The following is a 13,665-nucleotide window of genomic DNA, read 5'->3' as shown; positions in this document are numbered from 1 at the left end:
CTCTAGCTCTTTGTTTCGACGCGTCTTTGCGATTCTTGGTGACTCCGTCAAATCGCAAAACGCTACAGCTCCTTTTCAACTGGATGTCGTCATGCAGATCGTTCCCAAAACCGCCCGGACCTTGCGCCTCAATGCCAGGGACAATGTGCTCGTCGCCATCGACGTGATCGAGCCCGGGGCGGAGGTCGAGGGCGTGGCGGCGCTGCAGCGCGTGCCCAAGGGGCACAAGATCGCCGTCGCGCCGATCGGCGAGGGCGAGCCCATCGTCAAGTTCGGCCAGATCATCGGCTTCGCCTCGCAGGCGATCGTGCCGGGTTCCCACGTCCATTCGCATAATTGCGAGTTCCATGCCTTCGAGCGCGACTATGCCTTTGCGCAGGACGCGCGGCAGGAAGCCATCCTGCCGCTCGACAGCCAAGCGACCTTCCAGGGCTATCGCCGCCCGAACGGCAAGGCGGGCACGCGCAATTATGTCGCCATCCTCACCAGCGTGAACTGCTCGGCTTCGGTGGCCCGCTTCATGGCGGATGCCTTCAACCAGTCCGGCATGCTGGCCGACTATCCCAACATCGACGGCGTTGTGCCCTTCGTGCATGGCACCGGCTGCGGCATGGCCGACAAGGGCGAGGGCTTCGAGATCATGAAGCGCACGCAATGGGGCTATGCCTCCAACCCCAACATCGCAGCCGTGCTGCTGGTGGGACTGGGCTGCGAGGTCTTCCAGATCGGCCGGATGAAGAGCGAATACGGCATCGTCGAGGGCGACCATTTTCAGACCATGACGATCCAGGATACCGGCGGCACGCGCAAGACCATCGAGCAGGGCATGGAGCGTATCAAGGCGATGCTGCCGCTCGCCAACCAGGCCAGGCGCGAGACGATCCCCGCTTCCGAGCTGATCCTGGCGCTGCAATGCGGCGGTTCCGACGGCTATTCCGGCATTTCAGCCAATCCCGCCCTTGGCGCTGCCGCCGATATGCTGGTGCACCATGGCGGCACGGCCATCCTGTCGGAAACGCCGGAAATCTACGGCGCCGAGCACCTGCTCACCCGCCGCGCCGCCAGCCGCGAAGTCGGCGAGAAGCTGGTCGAGCGTATCAAGTGGTGGGAAGAGTATACGGCCAAGAACAACGGCTCGATGGACAACAACCCGTCCCCCGGCAACAAGGCCGGCGGCCTGACCACCATTCTGGAAAAGTCGCTCGGCGCTGCTGCCAAGGGCGGCACGACGACGCTGACGGCCGTCTATGAATATGCCGAGCCGGTGAAGGAGAAGGGCTTCGTCTTCATGGACACACCCGGCTACGATCCGGTCTCGGCCACCGGGCAGGTCGCCGGTGGCGCCAACGTCCTGTGCTTCACCACCGGCCGTGGCTCGGCCTATGGCTGCAAGCCGACGCCCTCGATCAAGCTCGCCACCAATTCCGACATCTATCGCCGCATGCAGGACGACATGGACATCAATTGCGGCGACGTGCTGGAGGGCGTCTCGATCGAAGAGAAGGGCAAGGAGATCTTCGACAAGATCCTGGCCGTTGCCTCGGGCGCAAAGTCCAAGTCGGAGGAACTCGGCTACGGCTCCAACGAGTTCGTGCCCTGGCAGGTCGGCGCCACGATGTAGTTTCGGGATCGGCCCGGATTGTACGCCACTTGTCATTGCCGGGCTTGACCCGGCAATCGAGCTTGGATCTTCGGGTTGCACGGGCGGCTTCTGGATAGGCGGGTCAAGCCCGGCTATGACAAATGCAGAGCCCTATTCTGCTTTGAGACATCCGCCATGCCCTTCATCGCCCACAACGGTCATCGCACCCATTATCAGACAGTCGGTGCGGGTCCGGCCGTCATATTGCTGCATGGGCATTTGCTGAGTTCCCGATGCTGGCTCGATGGTGGCTTCGCCGAAGCGTTCCTGGCCGATCACACGGTGGTGCTGGTGGATGCGCTCGGCCATGGCCAGAGCGACAAGCCGGCGGATCCGGCCGCCTACGGTCTGGAGGACCAGGCTCGCAAAGTGGTGGCCGTGATGGACGCCCTCGGCATCGAGCGCGCCGACGTCATCGGCCATTCGATGGGAGCGTGGACCGCAGCCGGCATGGCGAAGTACTGCCCCGATCGCCTGCAATCCCTGACGCTCGGTGGCTGGGACCCGGTAAAGGGCGTCTCGGCGGCTTTTCCGCCGGGTTTCGAGGGGCCATTGCATTTCGAGCAGGCCTTCGAACTGGCGCGGGCCTTCGTGCCGCATCTGGTTTCCTGGGTGACTCCCGCCGACGAGCCTGGCCTGCATGCGAGCTGGGATGCGCTCGCCGAAATGGACGGCCTGGCGGATGCCTTGCTGTCCGGCCAGGCGCCGGTGCTGATGTGGTGCGGCCGCGACGACATTCGCGGGCGCCATATGAAGGTCTTCGCCGAGCGCCATGGCATCGAGATGATCTGGACCGCGGGCAACCACAACAGCGTCGTCTACGAACACGCGCCGGAGGGGGCGCGAGCCGTCAGGGCTTGGCTCAGGCCGGAGGGTTAGAGCGTCTTGCGATTGGACGAAGTTGCCTCGAATCGCAGAGACGCGTCGAATCAAATAGTTAAAGTAAATAGCCTTTCAGGCCCGGACGCATTTTGCTTTAAGCAATAGTCGTAATGACAATTGCGATAACGTTTCCTCTGTCATTGCGAGCGCAGCGAAGCAATCCAGTCTTAGTAAAACCTATCGCTCATGGCTCCTGGATTGCTTCGCTGCGCTCGCAATGACGCAAGTCGATGTCCCTGCCTAATTGCGACTATCGCGCTAAGACGCCCGCCGCTTCTCCGGCACCGCGAGGAAAGCCATCAGGGCAAGCGCCGCGATGATCGCCGCGGCGAAGAAGGGCGCGCCGGGCAGTTCGAGCGCCGCTTCCTTGCCGGCGAACAGGCCGAAAAGCTGGGTCGCCATGGCCGGGCTCAGAATGGCGGTGATGCCCATCAGGCCGGAAATCGCGCCCTGCAACTCACCCTGCGCATCGTCGTCGACCTGATGCGACATCATCGCATTGATGGCAGGCATGGCGATGCCGGCGAGGCTGGAAAAGCCGAGCAGTGCGTAGATCATCCAGCCCTTGCTGGCTAGCCCATAGGCAACCAGCACGATCGCCTCGAGCGCCAGACAGATGGCAGCGGTCCGCCATTCGCCGAGGAGCCGGATGATGGCGCCGACCAGGCCGCCCTGCACGATGCCGGTGATCACGCCGAAGGCCGCCAGCGACAGGCCGACATCGAACTCGCTCCAGCCATAGCGGTAGATCGTGTAGTAGGCCCAGATGGCCGGGTAGACATTGTTGGCCAGGAAATGCAGGAAAAGCACCAACCCGGCGCCGAGCAGGAAGGGATGGTGGCGAAAAGCGATCAGCGTGCCGAGCGGGTTGGCGCGGGACAAAACAAAGGGGCGGCGCTTTGCGGGCGGCAATGTCTCCGGCAATACGAAATAGCCATAGACGAGATTGGCGATCGACAGCGCCGCGGCAGCGAAGAAGGGCGCGCGCGGGCCCAGCCCGGCGAGCAGGCCTCCCAGTGCCGGACCCAGCGCGAAGCCGACGCCGAAGGCCGCGCCGATCATGCCGAAGGCCTTGGCGCGATCCTCAGGCTTGGTGATATCCGCGATGAAGGCATTGGCCGCGCTGTAGGAAGCCCCGCAAATGCCCGCGATCAGCCGTCCCAGGAAGAGCCAGGCGATGGTCGGCGCGAAGGCGGTGAGCAGATAGTCGATGCCGAGGCCGCCGATCGAGAGCAGCAGGATCGGTCTGCGTCCATGCGCATCGGAGAGATTGCCGAGGATCGGGCCGAACAGGAACTGCATGGCCGAATAGGCCACGAACAGCCAGCCGCCGATCACCGAGGCCCGGGCGATATCGACATGAGCGACGCCTTCGATCAAGCGCGGCAGCACGGGAATGATGATGCCGAGGCCGATCATGTCGATCAGCACGGTGATCAGCACGAAAGTGAGGGCGTGAGGACTGCTCCGGCTTTCAATCGTCTTGGCTTCGCTCATGATGACGCCTATCTCAGCGAAAGCTGCAGTTGGGTTGCGCTTGTCGCGACGGCCGAAGACACAGGCAAACCGAAACGCAACTGTCGTGCTGGGCTGCCCCGCCGTATCGCGGAACCGGCAAGAACCCGACCATGTCAGGGCTGTCCTTCTACCTGCCGGTGGGCGAACCGCGCAATCGACAAGGCTGGAGCCCGTGGGATTGGTTCTTACTTGGCGCAATCGCGCAACAATCGTAGAGAGGGCGCGATTGCGTCTGTCTGGCCGCTGCGGCGAGGCAAGAGCGTTTTGTGATTTGGCGGAATCGCCAAGAATCGCAAAGACGCGCTGGCCAATCTGTCAGATTGGCTTGGAAACAAAGATCTAGAGCAAAGAGACGTTTCCATTTAAACGCGCTTTGCTCTTGGAATGTGAAGGAATAGAGGATGTCGACGGATTGGAGCGGAGATCTGACCACGGTGGTTCCGCCGGATCACCCGCTGCGGGGGCGCGTGGTGCCGCCGGGCTCCAAGTCGATCACCAACCGGGCCCTGCTGGTGGCGGCGCTGGCCAAGGGAACCAGCCGGCTGACCGGGGCGCTCAAGAGTGACGATACCCGCTACATGGCCGTGGCGTTGCAGGCCATGGGGGTCACCGTCGAGGAGCCCGATGCGACCAGCTTCACCGTCATCAGTTCCGGCCGCCTGGCAAAACCGGCAGCGCCGGTCTTCCTCGGCAATGCCGGAACGGCCACCCGATTCCTGGCCGCCGCCGCGGCCCTGGTCGAGGGGGACGTCGTGGTGGATGGCGATGCCCATATGCGCAAGCGCCCGATCGCGCCGCTGGTTGCAGCGCTCGGGACGCTTGGCATCGCAGCCGAAGCGCCGACGGGGTGCCCGCCGGTCACCGTGCATGGCAAGGGCAGTTTCGGGGCAGGGCGCGTCGAGATCGATGCGGGCCTGTCGAGCCAATATGTCTCCGCCTTGCTGATGGCGGCCGCCTGCGGCAAGGAATCAGTCGACATCGTCCTGGCGGGGGGCAAGGAGGGCGAGGAGATCGGTGCCCGTGGCTATATCGATCTGACGCTGGCCACAATGCGCGCCTTCGGGGCCGAGATCGAGCGGCCTGATGCCCGGACCTGGCGCGTGGCGCCGACGGGCTATCGCGCCACCGACTATCTGATCGAGCCGGACGCCTCCGCCGCGACCTATCTGTGGGCCGCTGAGGTGCTGACGGGGGGCGCCATCGACCTCGGCGTACCCGCCGAAGCCTTTACCCAGCCGGACGCCAAGGCCCATGCCCTGATCGCAGCCTTTCCGCATCTGCCGCCGGTGATCGACGGTTCCCAGATGCAGGATGCGGTGCCGACGCTGGCCGTCCTGGCTGCCTTCAACCAGACGCCGGTGCGCTTCACCGGCATCGCCAATCTGCGCGTCAAGGAATGCGACCGGGTGGCGGCGCTGGCCGACGGCCTGACCCGCATCCGTCCCGGTCTCGCCCGCGAGGAGGGCGACGATCTGATCGTTGCTTCGGATCCAGGCCTCGCAGGCCAGACCCTGCCGGCTTCGATCGACAGCTATGCCGACCATCGCATCGCCATGAGCTTTGCCCTGGCGGGGTTGAAGATCCACGGCATTTCGATCCAGGACCCCGGCTGTGTCGCCAAGACCTATCCCGATTACTGGCAGGCGCTGGCCTCGCTCGGGGTGCAGATGGAAGAAAGCCGCGCGTGAAAGCGGGCTGACAGGCGGGGGGCAGAGGCATGGCGGCAATGGCTTCCCCCGTGGTCAAACCCGGCATCGTCTGGTTTCGCGACGATCTGCGCCTGCGCGACAATCCCGCTTTGCATGCCGCCTGCCAGGCCGGCGCTCCCGTCCTCTGCCTTTATATCCATGAACCCGCTGGTGCAGGGCGGCGCCAACCGGAGGGCGCGGCGCTGTGGTGGCTGCACGGCTCCCTCGCGGCGCTCGATGCCGCCTTGCGCGAAAGAGGCGGGCGGCTGCATGTGCTTGCCGGCGCAGCCGAGGACGTCCTGAATACGGTCGTAGACAGGATCTCGGCCGGCGCCGTCTACTGGAACAGGCGCTATGATCCGGTCGGCCGGGATATCGACACGGGGATCAAGGCGAGGCTGCGGGATCGCGGCATCGAGGCGCATAGCTTCAATGGCTCGCTCCTGCGGGAACCCTGGACGATTTCATCCCAATCAGGTGCGCCCTATCGCGTCTTCGGAGCCTTTTGGCGGGCTTTCCAGCAGGGCGCCGTCGAGCCGCCCTTGCCGGCACCCGCCGAACTCAGCTTTGCACCGCTTCCGCAAGAAATTGAGCAGCACCTGGCCTATCCATTCGGTCTCGAACCCGATCCCCAGCGTCCCGATTGGGCGGCGGCGATGCGCGCCAACTGGACACGCGGGGAGGAGGCGGGCCTTGCCTGCCTCCAGGATTTCCTCGACGAGGATCTCGCCGGCTATGCCGACAATCGCGATCGTCTCGACGGGCCGACCACGTCGCGGCTTTCCCCCTACCTGCACGCCGGCAATGTATCCGTGCGGCAACTTTGGCATGCCCTCTCGGGGCGGCAGCATGGCGGCATGACGGCCGGAGACCGCGATGTCGAGAAGTTCCGCTCGGAACTCGGCTGGCGCGAGTTTTCCTATTCCCTGCTTTATCACTGCCCGCCCTTGCATGAGCATAACCTGCAGCCGGATTTCGACGCGATGCCCTGGCGTGGAGACCATCAGAATCTCGTCGCCTGGAAGCAGGGCATGACGGGCTATCCGGTCGTCGACGCGGCCATGCGCCAGTTGTGGGCAACGGGATGGATGCACAACCGCGCCCGCATGATCGTGGCCTCCTTCCTGGTCAAGCATCTGCTGATCGATTGGCGGGAGGGGGAGCGCTGGTTCTGGGAAACCCTGGCCGATGCCGATCCGGCCAATAATCCGGCGAGCTGGCAATGGGTCACCGGCTCGGGTGCCGATGCCGCACCCTATTTCCGCATCTTCAATCCGGTGACCCAGGGCGAGAAGTTCGATCCCGACGGTGTCTTCGTGAAGAGGTGGGTGCCTGAACTTGCTCGGCTGCCCGCTTCCGTCATTCATCGGCCCTGGACGGCCTCATCCACGCAGCTCGATGCGGCCGGCATCCGCCTCGGCAGGGCCTATCCTCTTCCGATCGTCGATCACAAGGTCGCTCGCGAAAGGGCGCTGGCGGCATGGCGCTCGCTGCGCAGCTAAAGCTTGTATGGCCGAGGCCTGAACCAGGATCTGCAGCGACGTCGCAGCCCCTACCGCGGCAACGGTTCTGCCGCTAGGTTGAGGCCGCTGAGTCTGAAGGAGGGGGAGCCATGGCGGAGTTGAACAGCGCGGTCGCACTGGCCGAGGCGATCAGGAACGGCAAGGCTTCCGCGCTTGAAGCCGTCGAAGCGAGCCTGGCGCGGTCGACCCTGGCGCAGCCGCGGATCAATTGCTTCACCGAGATCTATGCCGAAGAGGCCCGCGAGCAGGCCGCCCGCATCGACGCGTTGCCTCTTGCCGAGCGGGCAGGACTGGCCTTATGCGGCGTGCCGATCGGCATCAAGGATTTCACCCCGATCGCCGGCAAGCTGACGACCTTCGGCTCAAAGGTCTTCCGCGACCATGTCGCCGAGCACGATCCGGTAATCGTGCGCCGGCTGAAGGCGGCCGGCGCCGTGATCGTCGGTCATACCACCACGCCGGAATTCGCCTATTCCGGCAATACCCAGAGCCCCCTGTGGGGCATCACCCGCAATCCCTGGAATACCGAATTCAGTACAGGCGGCTCGTCCGGCGGTTCGGGGGCGGCGGTCGCTGCCGGTTGCGTGATGCTGGCCGAAGGCACCGACATGGGCGGTTCTGTGCGCATTCCCGCTTCGCTCTGCGGCGTGGTCGGGCTGAAGCCGAGCTTCGGCCGTATCCCGATGGACATCCTGCGCACGCAATATGACACGCTTGCTCATTTCGGGCCGCTGGCGCGCTGTGTCGACGACGCGGCCCTGTTCCTTGCCGTCAGCGAGGGACCCGACGATGCGGATGCCCTGTCGCTGCCGGCTCTGCCTCCGGCTTTCCCCGTCGCATCGGCGCCGGCCCGGCCGCGTCTTGCCGTTTCGCTCGATCTCGATACCCATGCGATCTCCGACGAGGTCGCCGACCTGTTCCACCGGCTCGTCGACGATCTTGCCAAGGCTGGCGCAGAGATCACCTGGGTGAAGACCCCATTCAGCGTGCAGTCGGTGCTCGATTGGGAGGATCTGTGGGCCTATTGCTTTGCGGGCGATGTCGGCCATCTCCTCGAACAGCATCGCGGCGACCTCGACCCGAACGTGGTCGCGCTGATCGAGGCTGGCCGCAAGCTTGATGCGGTCAAGCTGCGCGCCATTGAGCACCGGCGTACCGCCCTGTGGCGGGCTTTTGCCGATGTGCTCAAGGGCTACGATGCCCTGCTGTGCCCCACCACCTGCACGACCGCGCCCTTTGCCGATCCTGCCCGGCGCGAGCGTGACGAAATCCTGCCCGACGGCCGTTTCAAGTCGGTCGACATGACCGGCCATTTCAACCTGACCAGTTCATGCCCCGTCATTTCCGTGCCGATGGGTCTCGGCGCCAGCGGCATGCCGGCCGGCGTGCAGATCGTCGGCCATCGCCATGACGATCGCGGCGTGCTGGCCCTGGCCAAATGGGTCGAAAGGCTCAGGCCTCCCGCTTTCCCGTCCGCCGCCTGACGCGCTCCAGAACACATCTTTCAAGAAAGCCCAGCAAGCCATCATGTGGACTCCCCTGTCAGATCTTCCCGCCCACAATCCGCCCAAGCCGCTCTATGGCGTGCGCGTGCTCGAACTCGCCCGTATCCTGGCGGGGCCCTGGGCCGGACAACTGCTGGCTGATCTCGGCGCCGAGGTCATCAAGGTCGAACGGCCGGGGCAGGGCGACGACACCCGCACCTGGGGACCGCCCTTCATCACCACGGAGGATGGCGAGAATCTTGGCGCTGCCTATTTCCATTCCTGCAACCGGGGAAAGCGCTCGGTTGCACTCAATTTCGAGACGGCCGAAGGGGCCGACCAGGTGCGCGCGCTCGTGCGCGAGGCCGATGTCGTGCTCGAGAATTTCAAGGTCGGCGGCCTCAAGAAATACGGCCTCGACCATGAAAGCCTGAAGGCGATCAATCCGCGCCTGGTGACGTGCTCGGTCACGGGATTTGGACAGGACGGTCCATATGCCTCCAGGGCAGGCTATGACTTCATGATCCAGGGCATGGGCGGCATCATGGACCTTACCGGCGATCCCCAGGGCGAACCACAGAAGATCGGCGTCGCCTTTGCGGACGTCTTCACCGGGGTCTATGCCGTGGTCGGCGTGCAGGCGGCCCTGCGGCGGCGCGAGATGACGGGACTGGGCGGGCATGTCGACATGTCGCTGTTCGACGTGCAGCTCTCGGTACTCGCCAACCAGGCGATGAACTATCTCGCCTCCGGCAAGAGCCCGACGCGCATGGGCAATGCCCATCCCAACATCGTGCCCTATCAGGTGTTTCCCGTCAGCGACGGGCACATCATCATCGCCTGCGGCAATGACAGCCAGTTCGTCAAGCTTTGCGGCGTGCTCAACATCCAGGACCTCTCCGCGCATCCCGACTACCTCACCAACAAGGACCGGGTGCGCAACCGAGACGCCCTGGCGGCCCTGATCGCCGGATTGACCAGGCGGCGGACCAGGGCGGATCTGCTGGCGTCCCTGGAAAAGGTCGGCGTGCCGGCCGGACCGATCAATTCGGTCGCCGACGCCCTGCACGATGTCCAGGCCACCCATCGCGGCATGATCGTCGACCTGCCGCATCCGGGCGTGAAGGGCGGCTCCATCCCCTCCGTGCGCACGCCCATCCTGATCGACGGTGAGCCGATGGTGGCGCGGACGGCGAGCCCGGACCTGCCGAAGGCGTAGCGCCCCTCCTTGGATCGCAGGCGTCCTCGCCTGCCTCTTTTTTCCATAGAAGGAACGCTGCCAAGAGCAGGCGGGGACGCCTGCGATCCCAGAAAAAAGGCCGCCATGCGGCGGCCTTCCTTCATGTCATCGACCGAAATTACTTCCGGCCCTTGTTCGTGTCTTCAAGCGTAGACCTTGAAGCGGTCATTGTCGTTCATGAAGCTCTTCTCGGGGAAGGGCTGCTCATTGGAGCCGAAGGGCATCTGGGCGCGCAGCTTCCAGGACTTCGGCACATGCCATTCCTTCTGCACGGCCTCGTCGACCAGCGGCGCGTAATGCTGCAGGCTGGCGCCGATGCCATGCTCGGCCAGCGCCGTCCACACGGCGAACTGGGCCATGCCGCCGGACTGCTCGGACCAGATCGGGAAGTTGTCGGCATAGAGCGGGAATTTATCCTGCAGGCTCTTCACCACGTCCTGGTCCTCGAAGAACAGCACGGTACCGGCGCCGGCGGCGAAGGAATCCATCTTGGCCTCGGTCGAGGCGAAGCTGTCGGCCGGCACGATCTTGCGCAGGATTTCCTTGGTCAGGTGCCAGAACTTGTCGCTCTGCTTGCCGAACAGGATCACGGCACGCGAACTCTGCGAATTGAAGGAGGAAGGCACATGCTTGATCACGTCCTGGATCAATCTGCTGATCTCTTCCTCGCTCTTGGGCAGCGTCTTGCCCAGGGCATATTGCGTGCGGCGGGTCTTGATATGATCGATAAAGGTCTTGGACATGAGGGGTCTTCTCTATCTGTGTGACGTCGAGGAGGGCCGTCGCTTGCGGCACTTTTATCGCAGTCCTCCATGCCTCGAATGTGACGGGATGGAAATCTGGATAATTTCGATGGTTAGATGCGAAAAGGTTGAGATGTCGTAGCGCTTCGGTCGGTTTTGCCAAAAGGCCAGACGGATCTTTTCGATCCGTCTGGCAGTTGGCGACGCAAGGCCGGGCTGGCCCGGCCTTCCTCCTCAGGCGGTCGCAACGTTTTTCCGGTTGAGAGCGGCGTCGACGCTGAGGCTGCCGGCGCCGAAGGCCACCACCTGGAGCAGGCCGCCTGCCATGGCGATGTTCTTGAAGAAGTGGATGAACTGGTTCTGGTCGCCCAGGTTGTTGTGGAAGAATGCGGCGGCGGCGACGGAGAACACCGCCATGGCGAGGGCGACGAGGCGGGTCTGGTAACCGAGGATCAGCAGGATGCCGCCGACGAGTTCGACCAGGATGGCGATGATGACGCCGAGATAAGGCAGCGGCAGGCCAGCGGCCGCAATATAGCCGGCAGTGGCGGCGGGCGCCGTCAGCTTGCCGAAGCCGCTGAGAAGAAAGATCGCCGCAATCAGGATGCGGCCGAGCAAGGGGGTGTAGCGAACGTCTGAGGACATGACAGTTTCTCTTTTTGTTTGAGGGCGACGAGCGGCTTTGTCCGCTCAGGCCTTGATGTCGGTGAAGTGCGCGCTTTCCAGCGCCTTGGCCAACGCATCCGTGGCACCCGAGGGGGCGAGGGCCACGACATGGATTCTCGGCAGCGGTTGGGCCTGCTCCTTGAGCAGCAGAGCCGCCAAGGCTGGGTTGGCTTTTCGGCCGAGGATGCGATCGAACAGGGTGGCGATGAACATGGCGAGCACCTCATCTGAACTTGCCGCTTTTATCTCAGAGATTGATGTTCAAGAAAATATGGATAATATAGACAATTAGGTTCGAGAAGGTTGATATGTCTGATCCGCGCCCCACGCTTGACCAGCTCCAGGTCTTCCTTGCCATCGTCGAGGCCGGCAGCTTTGCCGGCGCGGCCCGCCAGCTCGGGCGAGCCACCTCCGTCGTCAGCTACACCATCGCCAATCTGGAAGCCCAGCTTGGCCTGGAGCTCTTCGATCGCCAGTCCACCCGCAAGCCCCAGCTCACCGAAGGGGGCAAGGCTATGCTGGCCGAGGCACGCGTCGTGGCGCGCGGCATCGGCAGCCTGATCGCCAAGGCCAAGGGGTTGACCTCGGGGCTGGAGGCCGAGGTCACGCTGACGGTCGATGTCATGTTGCCGCCTTGTGCCCTGGTGCGGGTGCTCAACGCCTTCCAGGCGGAGTTCCCCACCGTGTCGCTACGCCTGCATGTCGAGGCACTGGGCGCCGTCACCCAGCATGTGCTCGATGGTATCGCCGATCTCGGCGTCGGCGGGCCGCTCTCGCGGGACATCATCGGCATCGAGCGGCGCGGCATCGGCTCGATCCGCTTGATTCCGGTGGCCTCTCCCTCCCATCCTCTGGCCGGGCTTGGCAGCGAGGAGGCCGATGTCAGGGCGCAAGAGCATGTCCAACTCGTCCTCACCGATCGCTCCAAATTCACCGAAGGACAGGAATTCGGCGTGGTCAGCTCGAAGACCTGGCGCATTGCCGATCTCGGCGCCAAGTTCATGCTGCTCCGCTCCGGTATAGGCTGGGGCAGCATGCCGGAGGACATGGTGAACGACGATATCGCAGCGGGCCGGCTGGTGCGCCTGGCCATGACGGGCTGGGACCGCAATCTCTATCCCCTGCAGAGCATCCGGCGCACGGACACCGCCCTCGGCCCCGCTGCGAGCTGGCTGCTTGCCAGGCTGAAGGCGGCGCTGGACGAGACCGGCGAGGCACTCGCCGCTGCGCGCAGCGCGGCATAGGCGCCGCCAGGAAGCCGGCCAGGCTTACGGGGCACCAAGAGCGCGGATGAAGACGGCCTATCGCTGTGCCGCACCCTTCATCGGCACGACCGTGACCTTGGTGCCATAGTTGTTCAGCGCGTCCAGATATTCGGGCTTGATGCCGTCATCGGTGATCAGTTCGTCGATGGCGGAGAGCTCGCAGAAGGTCGAGAAGGACGGTGCCGAGAATTTTGAACTGTCGACCACCACGATGGTGCGACGGGATGACTGGATCATCTTGCGCTTGAGCGAAGCGACCTCGAGCGCGGCATCGGTGAGGACATTGCCGCTGACGGCATAGGCGCCGGTGACGCAGACATCGGCATGCACGGTGTTGAAAAAGCTCTCGCCCGGCTCGCCCCAGAGCGAGCGCCAGCCGCCGGGCCGGATGGTGCCGCCCGGCATGATCACCCGCCAGCTCGGCACGTCGGAACTGACCTGGGCAATCTCCAGGCTGTTGGTGACAACGGTGAGGGAAAGATCGCGCAGAGCCGCGGCCCGTACCACTTCCATCACGGTGGAACTCGCCTCGAAGATCACGCTCTCGCGATTGTTGATGCGCAGGGCCGCTTCGGCGCCGATGGCAATCTTCTGGGCGCGCTGCATATGCGCGTTGATCTGGGATTCACGTTCGAACGTTGCCTGCAAGGGCGGCACCAGCAGGGCGCCACCATGGGTGCGCTCGAGATAGCCGCCCTCCATCAGATGTTCGAGGTCGCGGCGGATGGTCGATTGCGAGCCGCCGATCGAGTCGGCCAGTTCCTGGATGGAGGCCGCCCCGTTGATGCGCAGATGCTCCAGAATGAGCGCCCGCCGCTTGGCGGGGATGATCTCGACGCGTTTGGTGGGGGCTTCCATATAAAGCGGGCTCCTTTGGGCGTGTGGATCATCGATACGGCCCCGGGGCGGATGGACCACCTCGGCGCTGACCGACGATACAGGCCGGACTTAGGCACAATCTTGCAGATTCTGCCATCGAAGCGCGTTGCTTCCCAGATGGACAAAAGGCGGATC

The 13,665-nt window shown here is 64.2% G+C and carries 12 protein-coding genes; 7 read left to right on the top strand and 5 right to left on the bottom strand.

Annotation, left to right across the window (positions count from 1 at the left end; all coding sequences use genetic code 11):
- The first annotated feature begins 91 nt into the window (after positions 1–91).
- Together U1R88_RS06205 and U1R88_RS06200 are read left to right on the top strand one after the other, a co-directional pair.
- Complete coding sequence (locus U1R88_RS06205; RefSeq protein WP_322430436.1) at positions 92–1,621, top strand: UxaA family hydrolase; 1,530 nt, start codon at positions 92–94, stop codon at positions 1,619–1,621.
- 156 nt (positions 1,622–1,777) lie between these two features.
- Positions 1,778–2,521, top strand: coding sequence for an alpha/beta fold hydrolase (locus U1R88_RS06200; protein ID WP_322430435.1), 744 nt, complete (start codon positions 1,778–1,780; stop codon positions 2,519–2,521).
- Between the two features lie 261 nt (positions 2,522–2,782).
- On the opposite strand, the gene U1R88_RS06195 is transcribed toward U1R88_RS06200, so the two are convergent.
- Positions 2,783–4,021 carry a TCR/Tet family MFS transporter gene (locus tag U1R88_RS06195; protein WP_322430434.1) on the bottom strand — a complete coding sequence of 413 codons (1,239 nt, stop codon included), beginning with the start codon at positions 4,019–4,021 and terminating at the stop codon, positions 2,783–2,785.
- A 422-nt stretch (positions 4,022–4,443) separates the two neighbouring features.
- Between U1R88_RS06195 and U1R88_RS06190 the strand changes: the two genes are divergently transcribed.
- The 4 genes from U1R88_RS06190 to U1R88_RS06175 all read left to right on the top strand — a co-directional run bounded on the left by U1R88_RS06190 (position 4,444) and on the right by U1R88_RS06175 (position 9,956).
- Entirely contained in the window at positions 4,444–5,730 is a 1,287-nt protein-coding gene (locus U1R88_RS06190) for a 3-phosphoshikimate 1-carboxyvinyltransferase (RefSeq protein WP_322430433.1), read from the top strand.
- A 29-nt stretch (positions 5,731–5,759) separates the two neighbouring features.
- Positions 5,760–7,232, top strand: a complete 1,473-nt coding sequence (locus U1R88_RS06185) for a cryptochrome/photolyase family protein (RefSeq protein WP_322430432.1) — start codon at positions 5,760–5,762, stop codon at positions 7,230–7,232.
- Positions 7,233–7,342: 110 nt separating this feature from the next.
- Positions 7,343–8,737, top strand: coding sequence for an amidase (locus tag U1R88_RS06180; protein WP_322430431.1), 1,395 nt, complete (start codon positions 7,343–7,345; stop codon positions 8,735–8,737).
- Positions 8,738–8,780: 43 nt separating this feature from the next.
- Positions 8,781–9,956: a CaiB/BaiF CoA transferase family protein gene (locus U1R88_RS06175; RefSeq protein ID WP_322430430.1), complete on the top strand. Its 1,176-nt coding sequence runs from the start codon at positions 8,781–8,783 to the stop codon at positions 9,954–9,956.
- 164 nt (positions 9,957–10,120) lie between these two features.
- Here the strand turns inward: U1R88_RS06175 and U1R88_RS06170 are convergent, their stop codons facing one another.
- From U1R88_RS06170 to U1R88_RS06160, 3 genes are all read right to left on the bottom strand, one after another.
- Positions 10,121–10,720, bottom strand: coding sequence for a nitroreductase family protein (locus U1R88_RS06170; protein ID WP_322430429.1), 600 nt, complete (start codon positions 10,718–10,720; stop codon positions 10,121–10,123).
- A 234-nt stretch (positions 10,721–10,954) separates the two neighbouring features.
- Entirely contained in the window at positions 10,955–11,365 is a 411-nt protein-coding gene (locus tag U1R88_RS06165; protein WP_322430428.1) for a DoxX family protein, read from the bottom strand.
- Between the two features lie 45 nt (positions 11,366–11,410).
- Positions 11,411–11,599: a hypothetical protein gene (locus tag U1R88_RS06160; RefSeq protein WP_322430427.1), complete on the bottom strand. Its 189-nt coding sequence runs from the start codon at positions 11,597–11,599 to the stop codon at positions 11,411–11,413.
- Between the two features lie 95 nt (positions 11,600–11,694).
- Here U1R88_RS06160 and U1R88_RS06155 point away from each other — a divergent pair, with 95 nt between their 5' ends.
- A complete protein-coding gene (locus U1R88_RS06155) occupies positions 11,695–12,630 on the top strand; it encodes a LysR family transcriptional regulator (RefSeq protein WP_068295840.1) in 936 nt (311 codons plus the stop codon).
- Positions 12,631–12,687: 57 nt separating this feature from the next.
- Here U1R88_RS06155 and U1R88_RS06150 read toward each other — a convergent pair whose 3' ends face one another.
- On the bottom strand, positions 12,688–13,509 hold the full coding sequence (locus U1R88_RS06150) for a DeoR/GlpR family DNA-binding transcription regulator (RefSeq protein WP_068295842.1): 822 nt from the start codon (positions 13,507–13,509) through the stop codon (positions 12,688–12,690).
- Positions 13,510–13,665 lie beyond the last annotated feature (156 nt).

It is taken from the genome of Labrys sedimenti (genome assembly GCF_034424805.1).
Classification (GTDB): domain Bacteria; phylum Pseudomonadota; class Alphaproteobacteria; order Rhizobiales; family Labraceae; genus Labrys; species Labrys sedimenti.
This window is presented reverse-complemented; position numbering and strand designations above follow the sequence as displayed.